At 63.4% G+C, this 22,433-nt stretch carries 20 protein-coding genes and 1 pseudogene; 10 read left to right on the top strand and 11 right to left on the bottom strand.

The window, feature by feature from the left end; translation table 11 throughout:
• Nucleotides 1-97 precede the first annotated feature (97 nt).
• Complete coding sequence (locus A6B35_RS23515) at nucleotides 98-874, top strand: FadR/GntR family transcriptional regulator (protein ID WP_006202802.1); 777 nt, start codon at nucleotides 98-100, stop codon at nucleotides 872-874.
• Between the two features lie 46 nt (nucleotides 875-920).
• Here the strand turns inward: A6B35_RS23515 and A6B35_RS23510 are convergent, their stop codons facing one another.
• The gene (locus A6B35_RS23510) at nucleotides 921-1,943 is read right to left on the bottom strand and encodes a GlxA family transcriptional regulator (protein WP_063825582.1); all 1,023 of its coding nucleotides are present in this window, start codon (nucleotides 1,941-1,943) and stop codon (nucleotides 921-923) included.
• A 131-nt stretch (nucleotides 1,944-2,074) separates the two neighbouring features.
• Here A6B35_RS23510 and A6B35_RS23505 point away from each other — a divergent pair, with 131 nt between their 5' ends.
• Nucleotides 2,075-4,072, top strand: coding sequence for an oxidoreductase (locus A6B35_RS23505; protein WP_006202804.1), 1,998 nt, complete (start codon nucleotides 2,075-2,077; stop codon nucleotides 4,070-4,072).
• Nucleotides 4,073-4,227: 155 nt separating this feature from the next.
• Complete coding sequence (locus A6B35_RS23500) at nucleotides 4,228-5,880, top strand: ABC transporter substrate-binding protein (protein WP_006202805.1); 1,653 nt, start codon at nucleotides 4,228-4,230, stop codon at nucleotides 5,878-5,880.
• A gap of 66 nt (nucleotides 5,881-5,946) precedes the next feature.
• Here A6B35_RS23500 and A6B35_RS23495 read toward each other — a convergent pair.
• Nucleotides 5,947-6,235: pseudogene (locus A6B35_RS23495) on the bottom strand (DUF3175 domain-containing protein).
• A 174-nt stretch (nucleotides 6,236-6,409) separates the two neighbouring features.
• On the opposite strand from A6B35_RS23495, the gene A6B35_RS23490 reads away from it, so the two are divergent.
• The 7 genes from A6B35_RS23490 to A6B35_RS23460 all read left to right on the top strand — a co-directional run bounded on the left by A6B35_RS23490 (nucleotide 6,410) and on the right by A6B35_RS23460 (nucleotide 14,404).
• Nucleotides 6,410-7,642: an MFS transporter gene (locus A6B35_RS23490; RefSeq protein ID WP_006202807.1), complete on the top strand. Its 1,233-nt coding sequence runs from the start codon at nucleotides 6,410-6,412 to the stop codon at nucleotides 7,640-7,642.
• Nucleotides 7,643-7,794: 152 nt separating this feature from the next.
• Entirely contained in the window at nucleotides 7,795-8,823 is a 1,029-nt protein-coding gene (gene gntR / locus A6B35_RS23485; RefSeq protein ID WP_040582943.1) for an HTH-type transcriptional regulator GntR, read from the top strand.
• A gap of 305 nt (nucleotides 8,824-9,128) precedes the next feature.
• Nucleotides 9,129-10,253, top strand: coding sequence for a sugar ABC transporter substrate-binding protein (locus A6B35_RS23480; RefSeq protein WP_006202810.1), 1,125 nt, complete (start codon nucleotides 9,129-9,131; stop codon nucleotides 10,251-10,253).
• Between the two features lie 79 nt (nucleotides 10,254-10,332).
• Nucleotides 10,333-11,880: a sugar ABC transporter ATP-binding protein gene (locus tag A6B35_RS23475; RefSeq protein ID WP_006202811.1), complete on the top strand. Its 1,548-nt coding sequence runs from the start codon at nucleotides 10,333-10,335 to the stop codon at nucleotides 11,878-11,880.
• On the top strand, nucleotides 11,877-12,857 hold the full coding sequence (locus A6B35_RS23470) for an ABC transporter permease (RefSeq protein WP_006202812.1): 981 nt from the start codon (nucleotides 11,877-11,879) through the stop codon (nucleotides 12,855-12,857). Before A6B35_RS23475 ends, A6B35_RS23470 begins: the two co-directional genes overlap by 4 nt.
• Nucleotides 12,854-13,840, top strand: a complete 987-nt coding sequence (locus tag A6B35_RS23465) for an ABC transporter permease (protein WP_040582935.1) — start codon at nucleotides 12,854-12,856, stop codon at nucleotides 13,838-13,840. The genes A6B35_RS23470 and A6B35_RS23465 overlap by 4 nt, the downstream gene beginning before the upstream one ends.
• 3 nt (nucleotides 13,841-13,843) lie before the next feature.
• Nucleotides 13,844-14,404: a gluconokinase gene (locus A6B35_RS23460; RefSeq protein ID WP_006202814.1), complete on the top strand. Its 561-nt coding sequence runs from the start codon at nucleotides 13,844-13,846 to the stop codon at nucleotides 14,402-14,404.
• Here the strand turns inward: A6B35_RS23460 and A6B35_RS23455 are convergent.
• The 9 genes from A6B35_RS23455 to A6B35_RS37220 form a co-directional block, all read right to left on the bottom strand.
• Nucleotides 14,399-15,550, bottom strand: a complete 1,152-nt coding sequence (locus A6B35_RS23455; protein WP_006202815.1) for a hypothetical protein — start codon at nucleotides 15,548-15,550, stop codon at nucleotides 14,399-14,401. The two genes, A6B35_RS23460 and A6B35_RS23455, sit on opposite strands and share 6 nt — an antisense overlap.
• A 130-nt stretch (nucleotides 15,551-15,680) precedes the next feature.
• On the bottom strand, nucleotides 15,681-16,130 hold the full coding sequence (locus A6B35_RS23450; RefSeq protein WP_006202816.1) for an RrF2 family transcriptional regulator: 450 nt from the start codon (nucleotides 16,128-16,130) through the stop codon (nucleotides 15,681-15,683).
• A 251-nt stretch (nucleotides 16,131-16,381) separates the two neighbouring features.
• Nucleotides 16,382-17,368: a sulfate ABC transporter substrate-binding protein gene (locus A6B35_RS23445; RefSeq protein WP_006202817.1), complete on the bottom strand. Its 987-nt coding sequence runs from the start codon at nucleotides 17,366-17,368 to the stop codon at nucleotides 16,382-16,384.
• Between the two features lie 211 nt (nucleotides 17,369-17,579).
• Nucleotides 17,580-18,620 (bottom strand): sulfate/molybdate ABC transporter ATP-binding protein, encoded by a 1,041-nt coding sequence (locus A6B35_RS23440; RefSeq protein ID WP_006202818.1) that lies wholly within the window; start codon nucleotides 18,618-18,620, stop codon nucleotides 17,580-17,582.
• Between the two features lie 13 nt (nucleotides 18,621-18,633).
• Nucleotides 18,634-19,518, bottom strand: a complete 885-nt coding sequence (cysW, locus tag A6B35_RS23435) for a sulfate ABC transporter permease subunit CysW (RefSeq protein WP_006202819.1) — start codon at nucleotides 19,516-19,518, stop codon at nucleotides 18,634-18,636.
• Complete coding sequence (gene cysT, locus A6B35_RS23430) at nucleotides 19,511-20,362, bottom strand: sulfate ABC transporter permease subunit CysT (protein WP_040582937.1); 852 nt, start codon at nucleotides 20,360-20,362, stop codon at nucleotides 19,511-19,513. The genes cysW and cysT overlap by 8 nt, the downstream gene beginning before the upstream one ends.
• Before the next feature lie 74 nt (nucleotides 20,363-20,436).
• A complete protein-coding gene (locus A6B35_RS23425) occupies nucleotides 20,437-21,465 on the bottom strand; it encodes a sulfate ABC transporter substrate-binding protein (RefSeq protein ID WP_006202821.1) in 1,029 nt (342 codons plus the stop codon).
• A gap of 234 nt (nucleotides 21,466-21,699) precedes the next feature.
• Nucleotides 21,700-22,110: a M15 family metallopeptidase gene (locus tag A6B35_RS37225; RefSeq protein ID WP_280110136.1), complete on the bottom strand. Its 411-nt coding sequence runs from the start codon at nucleotides 22,108-22,110 to the stop codon at nucleotides 21,700-21,702.
• Nucleotides 22,111-22,135: 25 nt separating this feature from the next.
• Nucleotides 22,136-22,420 carry a M15 family metallopeptidase domain-containing protein gene (locus A6B35_RS37220; protein ID WP_280110137.1) on the bottom strand — a complete coding sequence of 95 codons (285 nt, stop codon included), beginning with the start codon at nucleotides 22,418-22,420 and terminating at the stop codon, nucleotides 22,136-22,138.
• Between the last annotated feature and the right edge of the window lie 13 nt (nucleotides 22,421-22,433).

Genomic DNA, 22,433 nt, shown 5'->3' with positions numbered 1-22,433 from the left:
CCATGACGCCGGACTGATCTGTGTATAGCCGCCCGCATTGCGCTCCGGCGCCTGTCGGCGGCTTGACAGCTTTCGAAATCCAGACTTTGTGAACCACATGCGGGACGGGAAGCCGAACAACGAAAAGACGCCGGCCAAGGCGGCATCCGCCGAGCGTCCGGCTGCCGTTCGCCGGGCCGATGCGGCTCGCATTCCCGGCTCCAGCGTGCATGCTTCTTTGGCCAGCGAGATCGGACTTCGGATCGTGCGCGGCGACTATCCGCCGGGCACCATCCTGCCCAACGAAGCCAAATGGTCGGAGACCTTCGACGTCAGCCGCTCGGCGGTGCGCGAGGCGATCAAGATGCTGATGGCGAAGAGCCTTCTGGCGTCGCGCCCGAAGATCGGCAGCTGGGTTGAGCCGAAGGAGCGCTGGAACCTGCTCGACCGCGACGTGCTCGCCTGGTACGCGACCTCGCCCGACCGCGAAGTGTTCCTGAAGACGGTGCAGGAATTCCGCCATATCATCGAGCCGGAAGCGACCGCCTATGCCGCCATGCGGCGCACCGACGAGCAGATGGCCGAGATCAGCCAGGCCTGCCGGGAGATGGGCGAGGCCCCCAGCCTGCAGGAGCGCACGCGCGCCGACACGCGCTTCCACCTTGCCATATTGAGGGCTTCCGGCAACGACCTGCTGGTGCCGCTCGGCGTGCTGATCGAATCGGCATTTGATCATCTGTTCGCCTATACGACGCGCGAGCTGGACGATCTGCAACATGCGCAGAAGCTGCACGAGGCGATAGAGAAGAACATCCGCCTGCAGCGGCCGGATGCGGCGCGCGCCGCGGTGCGCAAGCTGCTCGCCAACACCGACGAGGTCATCAAGTCGAGATAGGCGACGAGATCGTCGAAAGTAAGGCCCGAGCAGTCGCTGCCTTACTCTATTCGCCTGATCCTGCAGCATCTTTCTGCATAATTCGCCTGAACTCCCGAGGTGTCACAGAATAGTGCTTCTTGAATGCGCTGCAGAAATGAGCTGTGTCGCTGAAACCTGTTTCGTAGGCGATTTCGGTCACGTTGCGCCGGCGACTGTCCAGGAGTTCGCGCGCCGCCATCAAGCGAATCTGTCGCCAGAATGCTGCAGGGGCCATCTGAAGGTCGGCATGGAAGGCGCGGTTCAAGCGTGTTTTCGTGGTGTTCAGCGACAGCGCCAGATCCTCGATCGAACATGGCGAATCGATGCGGGTCTCCATCGTCTTCACGGCCTCCACCGTCAGTCGCGCGGCGCTGCCAAGGGCTTCCTCGTAGGGCTTCGCCTTGAGGACGATCCGGGATTCTTCCGGTTTGAAGAGAAGATAGTTCAGTGCTTTCCGGGCCCGGCCCGCATCGCTGTATCGCGCGATCAGGAACACCGCGATGTCGATGGCGACGATGCTGCCCGGGCATGTGATGATGTTGCCATCGATGATGTAATTCTGGCTCGTCGCGGGATTGCTGTTTGGAAACCTGCTCAAGAACTCGCCCAACGTATCGAAATGCAATGCGCATTCGCGATGCTCCAGGAGCCCTGCCTGGGCCAGGACGAAGCTGCCCGTGCATAGACCGACAAGAGGGATTCCGCGGGCGTTTGCGGCACGCAGATATTCAAACGTCGCCTGATGAATGCCTCCAAGGTCACGTATCAACCCGCCGCAGACCGCGATGCAATCGTACGCCTCGGGATCGTCCAGATTCCCTGTCGGCGTCATTTCCAGTCCGCAGCTGGCGCGTACAGGTGACGGCCCCGCCGAGATGAAATCCCAGGCGAAATAGACCTGACGGCTATGGTCCTGCTTATCCGCGGCAAGTCGAAGAGCGTCGACAAAGCTGGCCATTGGCGTCAGCGTGAAGCTCGGACAAAGGATCAAGCCGACGCGAAGGTAAGGAAGGGCCGTTCGGTTCGGCACCCTTAGCGTAGAGGTCAACGCGCGCTCCCAATCCGCCTCACGATTCAAATATTATGAAAAATGAGCCGGAATCACAATCCTCCAGCGTCGCGCGCCGCTAATCGTATTAGTCACACCTAACCTGTGTCCACGATACCGGACAGATTGGCATGACTTTGAAGCCGGCCTTTCATAGGATTCTCGAGCCGCTCCAATTGCGCCACAAAACGCTGCGCAATCGCATTACTTTCGGAGCGCACACCGCGAACATGGCCGAGGATGGACTGCCCGGCTCGCGCCATTTGGGCTACTATCGGGAACGCGCCCGCGGTGGCGCTGCCATGATCGTGGTCGAGCCGATGCCGGTTCATCAGACCGCCCGTCTGACGCGAGGCAATTTCCGCCATGACGATGACGCCGTAATACCCGGATTCAGTGCGATTACCGAGGCATGCAAGGCCGAGGGGGCGGTCATGGTCCATCAGCTCTATCATGTTGGACAGCATGGCGATTTCGATAATTCGTATAGCGCGAACTGGTCCCCCTCCGGGCTCCCGTCCTATCACGACGGAGACGGCAGTCACCGCATGCGAGAAGCCGAGATCGAGGAGATAATAGAGGGCTTCGTTCGCGCGGCTGTGCGGGCGAAGGCGTGCGGCTTCGATGGGGTGGAGCTGTTCGGGCCCTACAACTCGCTCATCGAACAGTTCTGGCTGCCCTGGTCAAACCGCCGCGACGACCGATGGGGCGGCTCGTTCGAAAACAGGATGCGGTTCTCGACCGAGATCACCTCGCGCATTCGTGCGACCGCGGGCGATGAATTCATTATCGGGCTCGCCTCGAGCATCGATACCTCAGTCGACATCGGAATGGGTACCGAACTTCTGCAGGAAATCGCCGCGTACCACGATACGCGTGCTCTGATCGACTACATCACTTGCGGCACCGGCAGCTATTTCGACCACGCCTCAGTCATGCCCACGTTTCTCTTCGCCGACAAACTCGGCGCTCCCAATGCGCAGGCGCTGAAGGAGGTCTGCAAGCACATACGCGTCCAGGCAGAGAGCCACATCCGAACGCCCGAGAACGCAAATGAAGTCATATCATCGCGACAGGCGGACATGGTCAGTATCGTGCGAGGCCAGATCGCGGATCCGTACTGGGTCAAGAAAGTTGCGAGCGGCCGCGACACCGAGATCCGGGGCTGCATCTCCTGCAACCAGATGTGCTGGGGAAGACGCTCCAGGGACTATTGGATCTCGTGCCTCGTCAATCCGTCTGCCGGCCGTGAATTCGAATGGGGAGGCGACACGTTCATCCCGGCCACAACGCCGAAGCGCGTGCTGGTGGTGGGAGGCGGACCGGCCGGACTCGAAACGGCTCGCGTCGCGGCCGAGCGTGGCCATAGCGTCACGCTCGCAGAAGCCGCCCCGCAGCTCGGCGGCCAGTTCAGGCTGGCCGGCATGCAGCCGCGCCGGTCGCAGATCGTAGAGTTGGTCGATTGGTACGAACGACAGCTGACCCGGCTGGGAGTACGCGTGCTGCTGAATTCGCCGCTCGACGCTGCGGAGATCGCCGGGCACGACGTTGATGAAATCGTCATCGCGACCGGTTCGCAACCTGCCGGGACAGGCTTCCAGCGCGGCTTGCCGGGGCAGGATCGTCTGCCAGGGGCGGACTTGCCGAATGTCTGGTCCGTCGAGGACGTGATGACGAGGACGGCGCGGTTGGGCGACCATGTCCTTCTCATCGACGACACGGGCGACTGGCGCGGGCTTGGCACGGCCCTCGAAATCGCAGCACGCGGACACCGTGTGACGGTTATCACGGCATGGCCGGTCCTCGGCCGTTACCTGCAGCGAACGGAAAGCGACGGCGTTGCGCGAGCTCGGCTGAAGATCGGGGGCGGTGGCTGGATAACAGACACGGTGGTCAAGGAATGGCACGGCGACGGAGCCACTGTCAGGTGCCATCTCGATGGGACCGAAACCGTGATCAAGGCCGACACCCTCGTCCTTGCGACCACCAACGTCTCGGACACATGGGTGCTGGACGATCTTGCGGAGCAGATACCCGCATTGCAGCCGAAGGTGATCGGCGACGCCTTGGCACCGCGGCTAGCTGTGGCGGCAATCTACGAGGGGAGGGTGCTCGGCCAATCCATTTAGACTGCTCCAACTGCCAAATGGCAGACCAGATCCTCGGCCGACGAGGCGCGGTTTCCGTGCAGTGACGGTCCTGAGATCCGAGACCCGGGCGGAATATTCCGGGGTTCAACGATTGGTTGGGCAATGCGCTAAACACAAACAATGGGAGATCCAAAATGAAGTTTTTCAGAAGCGGCGGAGCCCACGTTCCGGAAGTAGTCACGAGCACGGCCAAGGACGTTCGCGAGGGCCTTATGGACCGGCGCGAGTTCCTCGCGATGGCCAGCACCTTCGGCGCATCGACCGCGCTGGCCTATGGCATGCTTGGCCTGGCTGTGCCGGTCCCCGCCTTTGCCGAGGAAGGCAAGAAGGGCGGAACGCTTCGCATTGCCATGGTCGTGAAACAACAGAAGGACCCGCGTACCTATGATTGGGTCGAAATGGCCAATATCAGCCGCACCTGGCTGGAGCCGCTGGTCAAATATACCCGCGAATTCACCTTCGAGCCGGTCCTTCTAGAGAGTTGGGAAGTCAACGGCGACGCCACCGAATACGTGCTCCATGTCCGCAAGGGCGTAACCTGGAACAATGGCGACGCGTTCAATGCCGACGATGTCATCTACAATTTCAACCGGTGGTGCGACAAGAAGGCGTCCGGCAATTCCATGGCGGCACGCGTCAACAGCCTGATCGACCAGAACACCGGCAAGGCGCGCGAGGGCGGCGTTACCAAGGTCGATGATCACACGGTCAAGCTCTCGCTGGGCGCCTCGGATATCGCGCTCATCGCCAATCTTACCGATTATCCTGCCTTGATCGTGCACCGCAATTTTGACGCCGATGGCGCCGACCCGGCCACAAAACCGATTGGCACGGGTGCATTCGAGCTCGTCTCCTACGACGTTGGCCAAAAGGCAGTCCTCAAGCGGCGCGAGAACGGCAAGTGGTGGGGCGGCGAGGCGCTGCTCGATGGGGTCGAGTTCATCGACTACGGCACCGATCCAAACGCAATGGTGAACGCGTTCGAGTCGGGTGAGGTCGATCTCAACAATGAAACCGGGGCGGACTATGTCGAGATCCTGGACGGGCTTGGGCTCAAGAAAACAGAGATCCAGACCGCGACTACGCTCGTTGCGCGCACCAACGTCACGCAAAAGCCCTACGACGACAAGCGAGTGCGCAACGCGCTCCAGATGGCAGTCGACAACAACGTCGTGCTGCAACTCGGCTATGCCGGGCGCGGCACAGTGGGCGAAAATCATCATGTCAGCCCAATTCATCCCGAATACTTCCCCCTGCCTAAGAAAGCCCGCGACGTGGAAGGGGCCAAGAAACTCATGGCCGAGGCCGGCCAGGCCGATTTCGAGCACGAGTTGATCACCGTGGACGATGATTGGAACAAGAGCACCGGCGATGCGATCGCTGCCCAGCTTCGCGACGCGGGCATCAAGGTCAAGCGCACGGTACTGCCTGGCTCGACCTTCTGGAACGACTGGACGAAGTATCCTTACTCCTTGACGGTCTGGTACATGCGCCCGCTTGGAGTCCAGGTTCTGGCGCTGGCCTATCGTTCCGGCGAGGCCTGGAACGAGACAAGCTACTCCAATCCGGAGTTCGACAAGAAGCTCCAGGAGGCTCTGTCGGTGAGCGCCCCCGAAAAACGCCGCGAGGTGATGAAGGAGGTCGAGGCCATCATTCAGGACTCGGGGATCATCATCCAGCCCTATTGGCAAAAGCTCTACAATCACATGAGCGAGAAGGTGAAGAACTACTCCATTCACCCCACGTTCCAGATAGATCTGCAGAAGGTCTGGCTGGAGCAGGCCTGACGAAAAGGCCACGTGGCGGCCGCGAAAAATACCCTTCCTTGCGAAGGAAATTTCGCGGCTGCCACTTTAGTCCTGTTTTGGGCGCCCGAACGCGGCGCGCAGTTCCTCCTTGACCTTCTCCAACACCTTCTTGCGCGAATCAGGCAGGTTCCTGCCGGCGCGGTTGATGTAGAAATTCAGCATCGACATGGCGGACTGGAACGGCTCGGCCTTGCGGCGGTTGCTGTGCTCGGCCGACCGCTTGAGCGAAGCCGCGATCTTCTTCGCATCGCCGGATTCGAAGATGTGCTCCTCAAGGTCCATCGCATCGCTGTGCCCGGTCACTTCGGCCGAACCATTTTCTTTTCGCGGTCATGACAGGAACTCCTTCCGTGTCGGGAAACGTCAGGCGGTGTGGCGGGTTCCCGCAATCGCTCGAGCCGCATTCCTGGCGTCACGGAATTGCCCGTCGTGGCGCTGCTCGCAGCGGCGAATGCGCCGATAGTGGCGCGGAACCGGTCGATCTGCAGCACCGCGGACAGGAAACGCCTTGACCCCAATCGTATCCAGCCAGGCAAACAGCCCTGGCATCGACAGCGCCTATGCATGGACCCGGCTCGGCATTTCGATGCTGCTGTCGACGATCGGCGGTGTCGGTATGTGGGCGGTGGTCGTGGTGCTGCCCGCCGTGCAGGCGGAGTTCGGCGTCGACCGTGCCGCCGCATCGGTGCCCTACACCGCGACCATGGTCGGCTTCGCCGCCGGCAATGTCCTGGTCGGACGCGCGATCGACCGCATGGGCTACTGGATCCCAGCGCTGATCGCGGCGATCGCGCTCGGCGCCGGTTTCCTCTTGGCGTCGCTGACCACATCGATCCTTCAGTTCACGCTCGTCCAAGGGCTGCTGATCGGCGTCGGCACGTCGGCGATCTTCGGCCCGCTGATCGCCGACATCTCGCACTGGTTCAGCCGACGCCGCGGCGTCGCGGTGACGGCGGCTGCTTCGGGCAACTACCTCGCCGGCGCGATCTGGCCGTTCGTCATGCCGATGCTCATGAAGGAAGAAGGCTGGCGCTTCACCTATGCCGCGATCGGCGTCGTCTGCCTCGCCACCATGGTGCCGCTGGTGCTGATGCTGAGGCGCGGCGCGCCCCGCGAAGCCGCGCCCGGCTCGCCCGGCAGCCGGCCGGTCCGGCCGATCTCGCTGTCGCCGGCGGCCCTGCAGGTGCTGCTGGTCGTCGCCGGTTTCGGCTGCTGCATGGCGATGTCGATGCCGCAGGTCCATATCGTCGCCTATTGCATGGATCTCGGCTACGGCGTGGCGCATGGCGCCGACATGCTGTCGATCATGCTGGCGGCGGGTGTGGTCAGCCGGCTCGCGTCCGGCTTCCTCGCCGATCGCTTCGGTGCGGTGAAGACGCTGCTGATCGGCTCGGTGCTGCAATGCCTGTCGCTGCTGTTCTACATCCCCTTTGACGGGCTTGCCTCGCTTTACGTCGTCTCGCTGGTCTTCGGCCTGTCGCAAGGCGGCATCGTGCCCTGCTATGCCATCATCGTGCGCGACTACATGCCGGCGAAGGAGGCCGGCCAGCGCGTCGGCATCGTCATGATGGCGACCATTTTCGGCATGGCGGTCGGCGGCTGGATGTCGGGCTGGATCTATGACCTCACCGGCTCCTATGCCGCCGCCTTCTTGAATGGCATCGCCTGGAACCTGGTGAATCTGGCGGCGATCTTGCTCCTGATGTGGAAGGCGCAGCGCAGCGCGGTGGCGATGGCCTGAGGGCCGACGCCGACAGGCTCGATGTCCCAGCCGCCCAGCCGGGCCATTGGCTTGACAATGGGCGAGCGCTGCGCGACGCCAAGCTGACACGGCGTGGCGAGGGAAGCCGGAATGGACATGGCGAGAAGGGTGATGCTGCCGGAAACGAGGCCGTGAGCAAAACGCGCTCGCGCCGTGGCGGCGGCCGGCCGACCATCGCCGATGTGGCGCGCAGGGCCGGCGTCGGCGCCATCACAGTATCGCGGGCGCTGCGCGAACCGGGACGCGTCTCGGAAGATCTGCGCCGCCAGATCCAGGCTGCCGTCGACGAACTTGGCTATGTGCCCGACCCGAACGCGCGTGCACTCGCCTCGGCGCGCGCCGAGGTGTTCGGCGTGCTGGTGCCGTCGCTGACCAACAACGTCTTCGCCGAGGTGGTGCGCGGCATCTACGACAGCCTGTCGGACAGTCCGTTCCGCATCCAGCTCGGCAACACCCACTATTCCGGCCTCGAGGAAGAGCGCCTGTTGCAGGTGTTCGGTCCGCAGCGTCCGGCGGCGCTGATCGTGGCGGGCATCGACCAAACGCCGACTGCGCGCAGATTGCTCGAGACGGCCGGCTGTCCGGTCGTGCAGGTGATGGAGACCGGGCCCGATCCGGTCGACATGCTGGTCGGCTTCTCGCATCTGGAAGGCGGCCGTGCCGCAACGGAGCACATGATCGAAGCGGGTTACCGCCGGATCGGCTTCATCGGCGCGCGCATGGACCCGCGCTCGCAGCGGCGCCTGGCCGGCTATCGTACGGCGATGGAGACAGCCGGCCTGTTCGATCCTCGGCTGGTGACAACCACGCCGGTGCCCTCCAGCGTACCGCTCGGCCGCGAGCTGTTTCGCGATGCACTGGCAAAGGTGCCGACGCTCGAGGGGGTTTTCTGCAACAATGACGACATCGCTCTCGGTGTGCTGTTCGAGTGCCACCGTGCCGCCATCGCGGTGCCGAAGACCATCGGCATCACCGGTTTCAACGATCTCGACATGATGCAGTCGGCGTTTCCGTCGATCACCAGCATCCGCACGCCCCGCTACGAAATCGGCCGACGCGCGGTTGCTATGGCGCTGGCGGCGATCTCGAGGAAGAGGCCGGAACAACGGATCGTCGATCTCGGTTTCGAGCTCAGGCGCCGCGAGAGCACTGCGCGTTGAAACACGCAGAAGCGACTGTGCGAATGCCGGTTTACACAGTTTCTTGGTAGCGCTACCATCTCCTTCGCACGAGACCTCGAAGCAAAGTCAAAGACTGTTTATTATATATAAGCGACAGTTTAAGCTTGTTTATTATGTATAATATGATAGTTTTTGCATTCGCCTGAGCGGCGATTGAGGAGGGGATCGGGTCGGCATGCGGCCACCCGGAAGGCGCGGTTGGCAAGGCGGGAGGTGCCTTGGCCAAGTCAGGCGCGAGACGTCACGACACATACCAACAAGAACTGCAACTGGGAGGAATATCGATGATCAAGTCACTCGTTGGTGGCATCGTTGCCGCCACTGCATTCGTCATGTTGAGTTCGTCGGCGATCGCCGAACCTGAAATCGTCAAGGGCCCGGCCGCCGAGCCGGACTGCTTCGCGCCCTGGGCGGCCGACACGCAGTTCTTCAAGTTCCCCAAGAAGGAAGGCCCCTACCGCGTCGCGCTGGCCAACGGCTATATCGCCAACACCTGGCGCATCCAGATGATCCAGACGGCAAAGGCCTATGCCGCACAAAAGGACGTCGCGGCGAAATTGAAGGAATTCAAGGTCGTATCGACCGGTGAGGACGTGCCGGCGCAGATCTCCGCGATCAACAACTTCATTGATTCCGGTTTTGATGCGATCGTCGTCAACGCGCAGAACCCGACCGCTTTCGGGCCGGTCATCAAGCGCGCCAAGGAGGCCGGCGTCGTGCTGGTCGCCTTCGACAACATTCTCGACACCAAGGACGCCATCAACGTCAATGTCGACCAGAAAGGCCTTGGCGAATTGTGGGCCAACTGGCTGGTCAAGCACGTGCCGAATGGCGGCAAGGTGCTCGAAGTGCGCGGGGTTGCCGGCACGTCAGTCGACACCGACCGCCACAACGGCATCCATGAAGTCTTCGGCGCTTCCGGCAAGAAGTGGGAGGTGACCGAGGTCGTCGGCAAGTGGGACGACGGCGTGGCGCAGAAGGCCACGGCCGATGCCATCGCCACCAACGGACCCTTCGACGCCATTACCGGACAGGGCGGCGACACCGGCATCGTGCAGGCGATGATCGATGCCAAGCACGCTTTCGTGCCCTTCGGCGGCGAGACCGAGAACGGCTTCCGCAAATTCTGCGCGGCGCATGCAGCCGACGGGTTGAAATGCTCTTCGGCCGGCACTGGCCCCGCCCAGGTGGCGGTTGCCATCAAGACGGCGATCGCCGCACTCGAGGGCGAGGTCGTGCCGCAGTCGGTGAAGCTGCCTTTGGCCATCGTCGAGGATCCGAACTTCAAGGAAGGCCAGGACTACTTCCCCGACCAGTCCGACAATTTCTTCGTCGGCAATGCCTTCCCGACCTGCGGCATCAACTTCACCGCGCAGGAAATCATGGGCCAGACCAAAGCGGACCAATAGACTGCACGCTCGGCGCCGCGGGATCTCCCGCGGCGCCGGTCGCTTGCAATCTCAATCCTAAAACTGCCTCGGAGGACCGATGGACGGTGCGGTTCCGCTCTTTCGCATGGAAGGCATTTCCAAGCGCTACGGCGGCGTGCGGGCGCTGGAAAAGGCCGAGCTTTCGGTCACGCCAGGCAGCATCCACGCCATCCTCGGCGAGAACGGCGCCGGCAAATCGACGCTGATCAAGGTCATGGCCGGCGTCGTGGCGCCCGACGAGGGTCGCATGATTCTGGACGGAAACGAGGTGAATTTCGCCTCGCCGGCGGCGGCCAACAAGGCCGGCATCGTCTGCATCTTCCAGGAACTGTCGCTGGTTCCCGAACTCAGCGTCGCCGACAACATCGTCATCTCCGATCCGCCAACGCGTTTCGGCATGATCGACCGCAAGGCGCAGCGGCGCATCGCGGAAGAAGCGCTGGCGCGGGCGGGCGGCGCCGACATCCATCCGCTGGCGCTGGTCAAGGATCTTCCGCTCTCAAGACGGCAGATGGTCGAAATCGCCAAGGCACTGGCCAGGAAGCCGCGCATCCTGATCCTCGACGAAGCAACTTCGGCGTTGACCGCGACCGATGTCGCCAAAATCTTCGAGGTGCTGAAGCGACTGCGGGAGGAGGGGCTGGCGCTGCTCTACATCTCGCACCGGATGAACGAAATCGCCGAGCTTGCCGACCAGTGCACCGTGTTCCGCAACGGCCGCAACGTTGCGTCCTATGCGGCCGGTTCGAAGAGCGACAACGAAGTCGTCGAGCTGATGATCGGCCGCGAATACAGCCATATCTTTCCGCCGAAACCGGTGCGCGCCGCGTCCGATGCCGCTCCGGTTCTGGAAGCGCGAAAACTGTCCTGGGCCGACCGGCTGGACAATGTCTCGCTCACGGTCGGCGCCGGCGAGGTCGTCGGCCTCGGCGGGCTCGACGGTCAGGGCCAGCGCGAGCTGCTGCTCGCCTTCTTCGGCGTGCTGCGCGGCCTTTCCGGACAGATATTGATCGACGGCAGACCGGTGGCGATCGCCAGCCCGGCCGCGGCGCGCGACGACCGGGTCGGCATGGCGCTGATCCCGGAGGATCGCAAGACCGAAGGCCTGATGCTGCCGATGACGGTGCGCGAGAACCTCTCCTTCGCCGCGCTCGACCGGCTGTCCAAAGCTGGCGTCATCGACCGTGCCGCCGAACAGCGGCTGATCGACGACATGGTGGGACTGCTGGCGATCAAGACGGCCGGCCTCGACATTCCGGTCGGGGCGCTGTCCGGCGGCAACCAGCAGAAGGTCGTCATCGCCAAATGGCTGATGCGGCAGCCGCGCATCATCCTGCTCAACGATCCGACGCGCGGCATCGATGTCGGCACCAAGCAGGAGCTCTATCAGCTGATGCGCAAGCTTGCCGAGGCGGGTGCTGCGATCCTGTTCTACTCGACCGATTATGACGAGTTGATCGGCTGCTGCGACAAGGTGCTGGTGCTCTATGACGGCGCGGTCAAGCGCGAGCTGGTCGGCGCGGAGATCACCGAGCGGGCGCTGATATCAAGCGCGCTCAACATCCACGGCGAGAACGCCGGCCCAAGACAGGGAGCGGACGCGTGAAAGATTGGCGCTACTGGCTTGCCGAACAGCGCGGAACGCTGCTGGCGTTCGGCATCTTCATCGCCATGTTCGTCATCTACACGACGAACCATCCGGCGGGCTTCACCGCCAATGTCGTCCAGACGGCCTCGAACAAGGGCGTGCTGCTGGCCTTCGTCGCCATGGCGCAGACGCTGGTGGTGATCACCGCCGGCATCGACCTCTCGGTCGGCATGATCTTCACGCTGACCAACTGCCTGGCGTCCTGGCTGGTCATCGGCACCGGCATCGAGACCGCTTTCGGGGTCGTTGCCGTGCTTGGCACCGGGCTGCTGTGCGGGGCGATCAACGGCGCCATCGTCATCTACGGGCGCCTGCAGCCGATCGTCGCCACCATCGCCACCGGTGCCGTCTATTTCGGCATCGCGCTGCTGCTGCGGCCATTTCCGGGCGGTTCGGTCAATGAGGATCTTGCCGACGCGCTGACCGGGCGCCTGTTCGGCGTCGTGCCGGCAAGCCTGGTCGTGCTGCTCGCCGTCGTGCTTGTCGTCTGGGTGCCGTTCAGCCGCTCGGTGCTCGGTCGCGCGGCTTACGCGGCCGGCTCCTCGGAAACGGCGGCCTACATGTCCGGGGTGCCGATCCGTCGTGGAAAATTCGCGGCCTATGCGCTTGCCGGGCTGCTGGCGGCGATCGGCGGACTGTTCCTCACCTTCTTCACCTATACGGGCGATGCTGCCTATGCCAGCGGCAACGCCTACACGCTGTTTTCGATCGCTGCCGTGGTGCTCGGCGGGGTCTCGCTGTTCGGAGGCAAGGGCAGCGCCATTGGCGCGATCTTCGGCGCGCTCGCCTTCCGCACCATCGGCGACCTGCTCTTCGTCTTCGATTTCGACCCGCTCTGGCAGCCGCTGTTCCAGGGCGTCATTCTCCTGATCGCGGTCAGCCTTGGCGCCTTCGCCCTTTTCAGGGTCCGCAACCGGCTGGAGTGGTTCCTGTGAGCGAGACGACGATGAACGGCATCGCCAACCGTATGCCCAAATTCATCCGCCGCGCTGATCCGGCCGTCGTCACTGCCTTTGCCTGCATTGTGCTTTTGCTGTTTCTCGGCAGCCTCTATTCGCGCAGCTTCCTGTCGCCCGAATATCTCCTGCAGCAGCTCAAAGTGGCGTCATTCCTCGGCGTCATCGCCACCGGCATGATGCTGGTCATCCTGCTCGGCCAGATCGACCTGTCAGTGCCGTGGTCGGTGGCGGTCGGCGCCATGATGGCCTGCGCGGCTGCGGCTTACGGTCCGGTCGGCGTGGCGCTCGCCATCCCGTTCGGCATTTTCTGCGGGGTTGCGATCGGCATCGTCAACGGCATCGGCGTCGCCTATCTGCGCATTCCCTCGATGATCATCACCTTAGCCACCAACGCCGTCGCGCAAGGTTTGATGGTGGTCTACACCGGAGGCTTCTCGCCACAGGACTCGGCGACAGGAGCGATGCGCTACCTGGCGACCGGCTTCGCCATCCCGGCGGTTCCCAACGCCGTCATCATCTGGGCGCTGATCGGCGCGGCGATGGTCTTCGTGCTGACCCGCACCGGTTTCGGCCGCACCGTCTACGGCATCGGCAACCGCGAGCGCGCCGCCTACCTTTCCGGCATCGATACAAGGCGCGTGGTGATGATCGCCTTTGCCGTTTCCGGCGGCCTCTCTGCCTTTGGCGGCGTGCTTCTGGCCGGCTATGCCTCCAAGGCGGCGCAGTCGATGGGCGATGCCTATCTGTTGCCGTCGATCGCCGCGGTGGTGCTCGGCGGCACCTCGATCCTCGGCGGGCGCGGTTCCTATCTTGGCACGGTGGCCGGCGTGATCCTGATCACGCTGCTGCAGTCCATTCTTTCGGTCATGCAGATGCCGGAAGCGGGGCGGCAGATCATCTACGGTGTCGTCATCGTCGCCATGCTGCTGCTCTACGGCCGCGCGCCGGCAAGCCGCTGAGCCGTGGACGAGAAGGCAACACCGCCGGCACCGGCGCGAGCAGGCGAGGCCCAACAGCTGTCGGCCATCGTTGTGATGGGGGTCGCCGGCTGCGGCAAGTCGGCCGTCGGCGAGGCCCTGGCCGAAGCCCTGGGCGCGGTTTTCGTGGAAGGCGACAGGCTACATCCGCCCGAAAATGTCGCTCGCATGGCGAGCGGCGAACCACTCACCGATACGCTGCGCGCAGGCTGGCTCGACGCCATCGGCCAGCGCATCGCTGGCTCCGTCGCCGGCAGACAAAGCGTCGTCGCCGCCTGCTCGGCGCTGAAGCGCAGCTATCGCGACCGGTTGCGCGGTTTTTGCGCCGACATCGTTTTCGTCTATCTGGAGATCGACCGCGAAACCGCCAGGCAGCGCGTCGGCCAGCGCCAGGGGCATTTCATGCCGGCAAGCCTGGTCGACAGCCAGTTCGCCATCCTGGAAACGCCGGCGCCGGATGAACGCGCCCTGACCCTCGAAGGCACCGGCCGAGTCTCCGATATCGTCACCGGGACCGTCGGCCTGCTGGGTGGCAAGAGCTTATGAGGTCCCGGTCTCGCTTTCCGTCACGTCGTCCGAGCGCTCGGTGAGCCTCGGGGCGGCGGACCATGCCATCATCTGCTCGGGATGCAGCTTCAGCGCTTCGAGGACGCGGTCGCGCTTGAGCAGGATGTAGCGCGCCTGCAACTCCAGGTTCTTTGCCGCCATGTCCTTCGTCGCGGGCGCGGCCGATGCCGGCCTTTCCCCCGCCACGAGTTCGGGACTGATGACCGCCCGGTATTCGCGGAAGGGGACGATCTCGAAGGTCGACATCGCAAACAGCGCCGTGCCGCCTCTGGCGGCGAAATTCGCCGGCGCCGAGGCCAGATGGGCCCAGCCGCTTTCGCCGATGGCGGCCTCGGTGAATGTCGTGCCGGCGTGGATGGTGTTGGTCATCAGGATGATGCCGTTTTCCCTGAGGATCCTTTGCATGCGCACGGTCACCTGATAGGCGTCGCCGCGCTCGAACACGACCCTGCTCTTCAGGAAGCGGTTCTCCACCACGACCAGCGGTCGGTTCAGAAAGCGCAGGCCGAAGATCGTGTCCGAGAAGCCGTGGAAATCGACGCTGACCTGGTGGGCTTCGACGCCGGCTTCGTGCAATGCGCGCTTGCCGATGATGGTCTGGGCGGTGAACTGATCGCACCAGATGATGGCGCCGCGGCCGCGCTTCAGCGCAGCAACCAGGCCTTCGAGCCCCTCCAGCCGGATCGCCGGCGACCAGCCCCAGCCGGTCAGGTGTGCGGCAAGCAGCAGCTGCCGGCGATGGGTGGCGGCAAGCAGGCCCCGGAACAGCGCCTCAGCGTCGATGCCGCTGCCAAGCACCGCGCGGACCGCGGCTGCGTAGCGCGAAAAGTCCTTGCGGAGATGCCGCTTCAACCGGAGCTTCGAAGTCCAGCCGCAGATTGATGTCCACCAGGCGACAGGCAGCACAGCAGCGACAGCGAGATAGAACCCGAGCAGCAGGCTCTCGCGAAAATCCCGGTTCGAGAAGCGGCGCAGCTTGCCGGGCCTGACCAGCTTGCGGCTGAAGAACCGCACCGGCTCGCCGCGCTCAGGGACGAGCACGTCGGCGATGATTTCAGTGTGGTAGCTGGCGGCGGACGGTGCGCGGTTGGCCCTGCGGGATTTTCCGAACCACGGCAGCTTCATCCGATTGGAACCTGTTCCTGGGTTGCGTCCGAAAAGCCTCTACTGTGTCCGCTGCGGCGGCGCAATCGGTCGGCGGTGGGAGCGTCAGGAGCCGAACAGGTGCAAAGGCGGAACTTCGGTTCCGGGCAGATCAGATCTGCGAGGTAAGCTCGACCGGGAAATCGTCATTGTCGGCATCGCGCATGGCGGCGAGACTGCGGTTGTCGAGTACCTCAGCGATCGCCTGGCGCACCTCCAGCATCATGTGCCGGACCTGGCAGGTCGCCTCGTCGCAGTCCTCGCAGCGCTGATATTGCGTGCGGCTGGCGCAAGGGATCGGCGCCAGCGGCCCGTCGAGGACGCGCACGACATGGCCGATCTTGATTTCGGAGGCCGGCCGGGCGAGGCGATAGCCGCCTTCCTTGCCCTTGCGGCTCTGGACGAAGCCGGCATTGCGCAGTTCGCCCAGAATGGCGTCGAGGAATTTCTTCGGGATGTTGTTGGCGACGGCGATGTCGTTGACGAAGGCCAGCTGGCCGACCGGCAGGCCGGAAAGATGCACGAGGGCCTTGAGGCCGTATTTGCCCTTTTTCGTCAGCATGCCCTGATCAACCCGTGAAGCCCCAACCACCCGCATCTGGCGGTTGTTTGTGTGCAAATCATGACGTTCTGGCCGCGCAAGGCCGTTTCGCGAAACAATCCGCCCCGGCGGCAGGTTAGGCACAAACGCGTTGATTCTTTGTAACGTTCTTCACAGATGACGCCGGGATTTCGTCGGAGACGGATTGCCGGCGCATGAAACGAAGACAGCCGGCAAAGCCGGCTGTTTTGCCCAGTCCATGAGGCAACGGTCTAGCGGCTGCCGTAGACCTGGTCGAGCAGGCCGCCGGCGGCAAAGTGCTCGGCCTGCACCTTGGCCCAGCCGCCGAAGACATCGTCCACCGTCAGCAGGCGGACATCGGGGAATTCGGCCTTGTATTTGGCGGCCACCGCCGCGTCGCGGGCTCGCAGGCCGTTGCGGGCGGCGATGTCCTGTCCTTCTGGCGTATAGAGGAAGGCGAGATAGGACTTGGCGAGATCGCGCGTGCCGTGCCCGTCGGCGACCTTGTCGACGATGGCCACCGGGAACTCCGCCAGCAGGCTGACCGAAGGCGTAACCTGTTCGAATTTGTCGTCGCCATATTCCTTGCGGATGCCGCGCGTTTCCGACTCGAAGGTGATCAGCACGTCGCCGATCTCGCGCTGCACGAAGGTGGTGGTGGCGGCGCGGCCGCCAGTGTCGAAGATCGGCACGTTGCTGAACAGCTTGGTGACGAACTCCTTCACCTTGGCGTCGTCGCCCTTGAAGGCTTCCTTGGCGTAGGCGGTGGCGGCGAGATAGGTGTAGCGCGCATTGCCCGACGTCTTCGGATTGGGGAAGATCACCTGGACGTCGTCGCGCACCAGATCGTTCCAGTCCTTGATGTGCTTGGGGTTGCCGGCGCGCACGAGGAAGGACGGCAGCGAATAGAAGGGCGAGGCGTTGTCGGGGAAGTCTTTCTGCCAGTCGGCGGAGACGAGGCCCTTCTTGACCAGGAAATCGACATCGATGACCTGGTTGAACGTGACGACGTCAGCCTCCAGCCCTTCGGCGATGGCGCGGGCCTGGGCGGAGGTGCCGGCATGCGACTGGTCGATGCTCACGCCCGGATGGCCGGCGATGAAGGCCTTGTTGACTTCGACGAACAGTTCGCGGCCGACGTCGTAGGAGGCATTCAGCAGCCTGTCGGCCGACCAGGCCTGGGAGGATGCGAGAACGAGGGCGGCAAGCGCTGCGGCGCCAAGCAAAAATCGCTTCATGAAACAGGCTCCTTGAGAATATCGCGAGGGCGCAAACATAGCCTGACAGGGTCCGGCGAGACGAGAGACGCGATCGAGGCTATGACGCCGCTGCCGGAAAAAATGCCGCTGAAACAGCCGCTTGATAGGATTTTCTTTCAAGCAGAGTCAAACCGCCCATGCAGCCACAACGGGCGGCTTTAGGCTTACATCAGGAAATTTCCAAGCTGGCCTAAGCAGCCGGAAAGAGCTTCCAGCGCCTGGGACGGAATGCGACGCGGCTCTTCTGCGCCGCCGGATGGTCGACGGGCAGTTCGATCTCGACCCGCTGGCGCTCGCCGCCGATTTCGAGTTCCACCCGCCTGGTGCCGGCGACGCGGCGGCTGGCGGCGACGGTGCCGGCGATGCAACCGCTGCAGCCGTCGACCAATTCGACATCGTGCGGACGGAAGTAAAGCATCGCTTCGCCGGAAGGCGCATGCGCCGCCGACAGCCCGATCGGCCGGTCGGCGAGCCAGATATCGCCATTGTCGACCTTGACGGGAAGCGAACTGGATTCGCCGATGAAGCCATAGACGAAGGGCGAGTTCGGCGTGTCGTAGATCTCGTCCGCGCTGCCGACCTGCTCGATGCGGCCCTGGCTCATCACCACCACACGGTCGGCAAGCTCCAGCGCCTCTTCCTGGTCGTGGGTGACGAACACTGTGGTGTGGCCGGTGGCGTCATGGATATCGCGCAGCCAGCGGCGCAGTTCCCGGCGCACCTGGGCATCGAGCGCGCCGAACGGCTCGTCGAGCAACAGCACCTTGGGTTCGATCGCCATGGCGCGGGCGAGTGCCACGCGTTGGCGCTGGCCGCCTGAAAGCTGCGCCGGATAGCGCTTTTCCAGCCCCGACAACTGGACGAGATCGAGAAGTTCCGACGCACGGCGGCGGATCTCCTGTGTCGGCGGGCGCGACGGCCCGTGCCGGACTTTCAGGCCGAAGCCGATATTGTCGGCGACCGTCATATGCCGGAACAGCGCATAGTGCTGGAAGACGAAGCCGACATTGCGCTCCTGGATCGACTTTTGCGAAGCGTCCTCGTCGCCGAAGAAGATCGCCCCCTTGGTCGGCCGCTCCAGTCCGGCAATCAGTCGGAGCAGGGTGGTCTTGCCGGAACCGGACGGCCCGAGCAACGCGATCAGTTCGCCGGACTTGATGTCGAGCGATACGTCGTGGAGGGCCGGAAAACGGTCAAACTCCTTGCGTACGTTGGCAACGCGAACTTCCATCAACCGTCCCTTTTCAGTGCCCGCGCGTCGCGGCGATCTCGGCGCCGTAGCGCATCTCGAGAAGTGTTTTCAAGACCAGCGTGACCAGCGCAAGGCCGGCAAGCAGCGAAGCGACGGCAAAGGCGCCGACGGCATTGTACTCGTTGTAGAGGATTTCGACATGCAGCGGCATGGTGTTGGTCAGGCCGCGTATATGTCCAGACACCACCGACACCGCGCCGAACTCACCCATGGCGCGGGCATTGCACAGCAGCACGCCGTAGAGCAATCCCCATTTGACGTTGGGCAGCGTGACGTACCAGAAGGTCTGCCAGCCATTGGCGCCCAGCGAAAGTGCTGCCTCCTCGTCGCCATTGCCCTGTTCCTGCATCAGCGGGATCAACTCGCGGGCGACGAAGGGAAAGGTGACGAAGACGGTGGCGAGCACGATGCCCGGCACGGCAAACAGGATGACGATGCCATGCGCCTTCAGCCAGCCGCCGAGCAACCCTTGAGCCCCGAACAGCAACACATAGACCAGGCCGGAAATGACCGGCGAGACCGAGAAGGGCAGGTCGATAAGGGTGGTCAGGAAGGCCTTGCCCTTGAACTCGAACTTGGCAATCGCCCAAGCGGCCGAGATGCCGAAGACGATGTTGAGCGGCACCGAGATCGCCGCCACCAGCAGCGTCAGGCGGATCGCCGAGCGCGTGTCGGGGCTGGACAGTGCCTCGGTGTAGGCACCGACGCCCTTGGCCAGGGCTTCGTTGAAGACGACGATCAGCGGCAGGAGCAGGAAGACGCCGAGGAAGGCGAAGGCCACGGCCATCAGCACCGCCCGCACCGGCCGGCTTTCGGTCACCGCCGCCGACTGGCTTTCGTGATGCGGCTCGTAGGATTTGATCTCGGGGTCAGCCATAGCGCTTGCGGCTCCACGACTGCACCAGGTTGATGACGAGCAACATCAGGAACGACAGCGCCAGCATAATCGCGGCGATCGCGGTCGCCGCCGGGTAGTTGTATTCCTCCAGCCGGATGACGATCAAAAGCGGTGCAATCTCCGACTTGAACGGCAGATTGCCGGCGATGAAGATGACGGAGCCGTACTCGCCGACGCCACGCGCGAAGGCCAGCGAGAAGCCGGTGACGATCGCCGGCGCCAGGCCGGGAAACAGGATGCGGGTGATGATCTGGAAGCGGCTGGCGCCGAGCGTGGCGGCGGCCTCTTCCACCTCCTTGTCGATCTCCTCCATGATCGGCTGCACGGTGCGCACGACGAAAGGCAGGCCGATGAAGACGAGCGCAATGACAATGCCGAGCGGGGTGTAGGCGACCTTGATGCCGAGCGGCATCAGCAATTTGCCGATCCAGCCATTGGGCGCGTAGAGCGTAGTGAGCGCGATGCCGGCCACGGCGGTGGGCAGCGCGAAAGGCAGGTCGACCATGGCATCGACGATGCGGCGGCCGGGAAAGCGGTAGCGCACCAGCACCCAGGCGACGAGCGTGCCGAAGACGACGTTGACGGCGGCGGCGGCAAAGGCGGTGCCGAAACTGATTTCGAGCGCGTTGATGGTGCGGCGGTCGGCAACGATCGCCCAGAAATCGGTCCAGCCAAGCGCTGCCGAGCGCCAGACCAGCCCCGAGAGCGGAATAAGGATGATGAGCGTGAGGTAGGCAAGCGAGAAGCCGAGCGTCAATCCGAAACCCGGAATGACACTCGGCTGTCTGAACCGCCACCCCGCCTGGGCGGGTGCTGTAGTCATGGAAGTCTGGTTCGTCCCTTCTTATTCAGACCAGATTGCCGTCGGTGATATCGCGGCCTTGCGGCCGCCGCGCCTCACTGGGCCGGCTTGTAGATCTGGTCGAATATACCACCGTCGCCGAAATGGTAAGGCTGTGCCTTCTTCCAACCGCCAAAAAGCGGATCGTCGATGGTGACGAGCTTGATCGCGGGCAGTTTGGCGAGGTCTTCCGCCGGCACCAGATCGGGCTTTGCCGGACGGTAATGGTTCTTGGCGATCAGCGTTTGACCTTCCTTGGAGTAGAGCCAGCCCAGATAGGCCTCAGCGACCTTGCGCGTGCCCTTGGCGTCGACATTGGCGTCCACCACCGCGACAGGCGGCTCGGCCAGGATCGAGGTCGGCGGATAGACGATGTCGAAATTTTCGGCGCCGAATTCGTCAAGCGCCAGATAGGCTTCGTTCTCCCAGGCAATCAGCACGTCGCCGAGACCTTTTTGCGCAAAGGTCACCGTCGAGCCGCGCGCGCCGGTGTCGAGCACCGGGACATTGGAGTAGAGCTTGCCGACGAATTCCTTGGTCTTGGCTTCGTCGCCGCCATCATTGGCATTGGCATAGGACCAGGCGGCGAGGTAGTTCCAGCGTGCGCCGCCTGAGGTTTTCGGGTTCGGCGTGATAACCTGGACGCCTTCCTTGACCAGGTCGTTCCAGTCGTGGATGCCCTTCGGGTTGCCCTTGCGGACCAAGAAGATGATGGTCGAGGTGTAGGGGGCGGAATTGTTCTCGAATTTCGTGCGCCAGTCCGGATTGATCTTCTGCGATTTCGAGACGATGGCGTTGATGTCGCCTTCGAGCGCCAACGTCACCACGTCGGCATCGAGGCCGTCGATCACGGCGCGCGCCTGGGCGCCCGATCCGCCATGCGACTGCTGGATGGTCACGGTCTCGCCGGTCTCGGCCTTCCAATGGGCGGCGAACGCCTCGTCATAGGCCTTGTAGAGCTCGCGTGTCGGGTCATACGACACGTTGAGAAGGGTTGTGTCGGCAAACGCGAAACCGAGCGTGCCGAACTGGACAGATGTGGCGACCAGTGCGCCGAGCAGTTTCCTGAAATGAGGGTTGGTCATTTCCGCCTCCGTTGATGATGGCCGAACTCTACCGAATTGATAGAAATTAGATGCATTCAACGTTGCCTTTTTTGCCCTCTTGAAGCAATTTTTCGCCGGGGATCGGCCTCCTGAGGAAACATTTTCCTCATATTAGCCTGTGTCGATTCCGCGTCGGTTCGACGCTATTTAGAAACGGGTCGCGCCTAAGGCAAGGCCAGCCGGCCGGAGGTTCACCTTCGCGGCGACCAGTTGTTATTCTGCCCTGACGGGGAAGTCGAAACGCTGTTTGGGAAACGGTTCGTCTGCCAGCGTGAAGTGCCACCATTCGCGGGCATAGTTCTTGAAGCCGCCCGCACGCATGGCCTCGACAAGCTTTCTGCGGTTTGCCGCAGCGCCGCCGGCAAGCTGGCGGTGAGCGGTTTCGCTCGTCGGATCGAAGCAGTCGAAGCCGGTGCCGAAATCGAGCGTGTCGGCATCGGGCGCGCCGCAGGCGGGCTTCGGCGCGCTCTCGCGATCGGCATGGGCGATGGCGACGTCGACCGTCGAACCGCGCGAATGGGTGGACAGTTCGCCGACATAACCCTTGGCGATGAGGTCTCTGCGCTTGACCGCCGGATACCATTGCGGATCGGGCGGTCCGCCCTTTCTTGTCCATTCGCTCATATCGGTGACGGCGCGCGCCGGCCGGTCAGTCGAAGACGACCAGCGTCAGCTTCTCGGAGGTGAGCGCCTTTTGCACGCCGGATAAAGCCGCCGCCGCCTGCCGGGTAAGGATGCAGGCCGGGGCGTCATAGCCATTGGCTTTGCGATGCAGGAAATTTTCGAGGCCGGCATAGCGGATGTCCTGGCGGATCGAGGGATCGACATCGGCAAGGCGGACGAAGCCGGCCGGGAGGGGATCGGCGGAGGCCGGAAGGGTGCAGGCGAGGGGCAGCAGGGCGCAAAGCCCAATGCGCTGAATCGTTTGGCGCATTCTATTCAACGGG

The sequence above is a fragment of the Mesorhizobium amorphae CCNWGS0123 genome, from assembly GCF_001686985.1.
GTDB lineage: Bacteria > Pseudomonadota > Alphaproteobacteria > Rhizobiales > Rhizobiaceae > Mesorhizobium > Mesorhizobium amorphae.
This window is presented reverse-complemented; position numbering and strand designations above follow the sequence as displayed.

Bases quoted from the DNA above. Each gene is read 5' to 3' on its own strand.
- cysT (WP_040582937.1), bottom strand. From the start codon at position 20,362: ATGACTACAGCACCCGCCCAGGCGGGGTGGCGGTTCAGACAGCCGAGT.
- A6B35_RS23500 (WP_006202805.1), top strand. From the start codon at position 4,228: ATGAAGTTTTTCAGAAGCGGCGGAGCCCACGTTCCGGAAGTAGTCACG.
- cysW (WP_006202819.1), bottom strand. From the start codon at position 19,518: ATGGCTGACCCCGAGATCAAATCCTACGAGCCGCATCACGAAAGCCAG.
- A6B35_RS23450 (WP_006202816.1), bottom strand. From the start codon at position 16,130: ATGCTGACGAAAAAGGGCAAATACGGCCTCAAGGCCCTCGTGCATCTT.
- A6B35_RS23440 (WP_006202818.1), bottom strand. From the start codon at position 18,620: ATGGAAGTTCGCGTTGCCAACGTACGCAAGGAGTTTGACCGTTTTCCG.
- A6B35_RS23475 (WP_006202811.1), top strand. From the start codon at position 10,333: ATGGACGGTGCGGTTCCGCTCTTTCGCATGGAAGGCATTTCCAAGCGC.
- A6B35_RS23425 (WP_006202821.1), bottom strand. From the start codon at position 21,465: ATGACCAACCCTCATTTCAGGAAACTGCTCGGCGCACTGGTCGCCACA.
- A6B35_RS37225 (WP_280110136.1), bottom strand. From the start codon at position 22,110: ATGAGCGAATGGACAAGAAAGGGCGGACCGCCCGATCCGCAATGGTAT.
- A6B35_RS23515 (WP_006202802.1), top strand. From the start codon at position 98: ATGCGGGACGGGAAGCCGAACAACGAAAAGACGCCGGCCAAGGCGGCA.
- A6B35_RS37220 (WP_280110137.1), bottom strand. From the start codon at position 22,420: ATGCGCCAAACGATTCAGCGCATTGGGCTTTGCGCCCTGCTGCCCCTC.
- A6B35_RS23505 (WP_006202804.1), top strand. From the start codon at position 2,075: ATGACTTTGAAGCCGGCCTTTCATAGGATTCTCGAGCCGCTCCAATTG.
- A6B35_RS23445 (WP_006202817.1), bottom strand. From the start codon at position 17,368: ATGAAGCGATTTTTGCTTGGCGCCGCAGCGCTTGCCGCCCTCGTTCTC.
- A6B35_RS23480 (WP_006202810.1), top strand. From the start codon at position 9,129: ATGATCAAGTCACTCGTTGGTGGCATCGTTGCCGCCACTGCATTCGTC.
- A6B35_RS23455 (WP_006202815.1), bottom strand. From the start codon at position 15,550: ATGAAGCTGCCGTGGTTCGGAAAATCCCGCAGGGCCAACCGCGCACCG.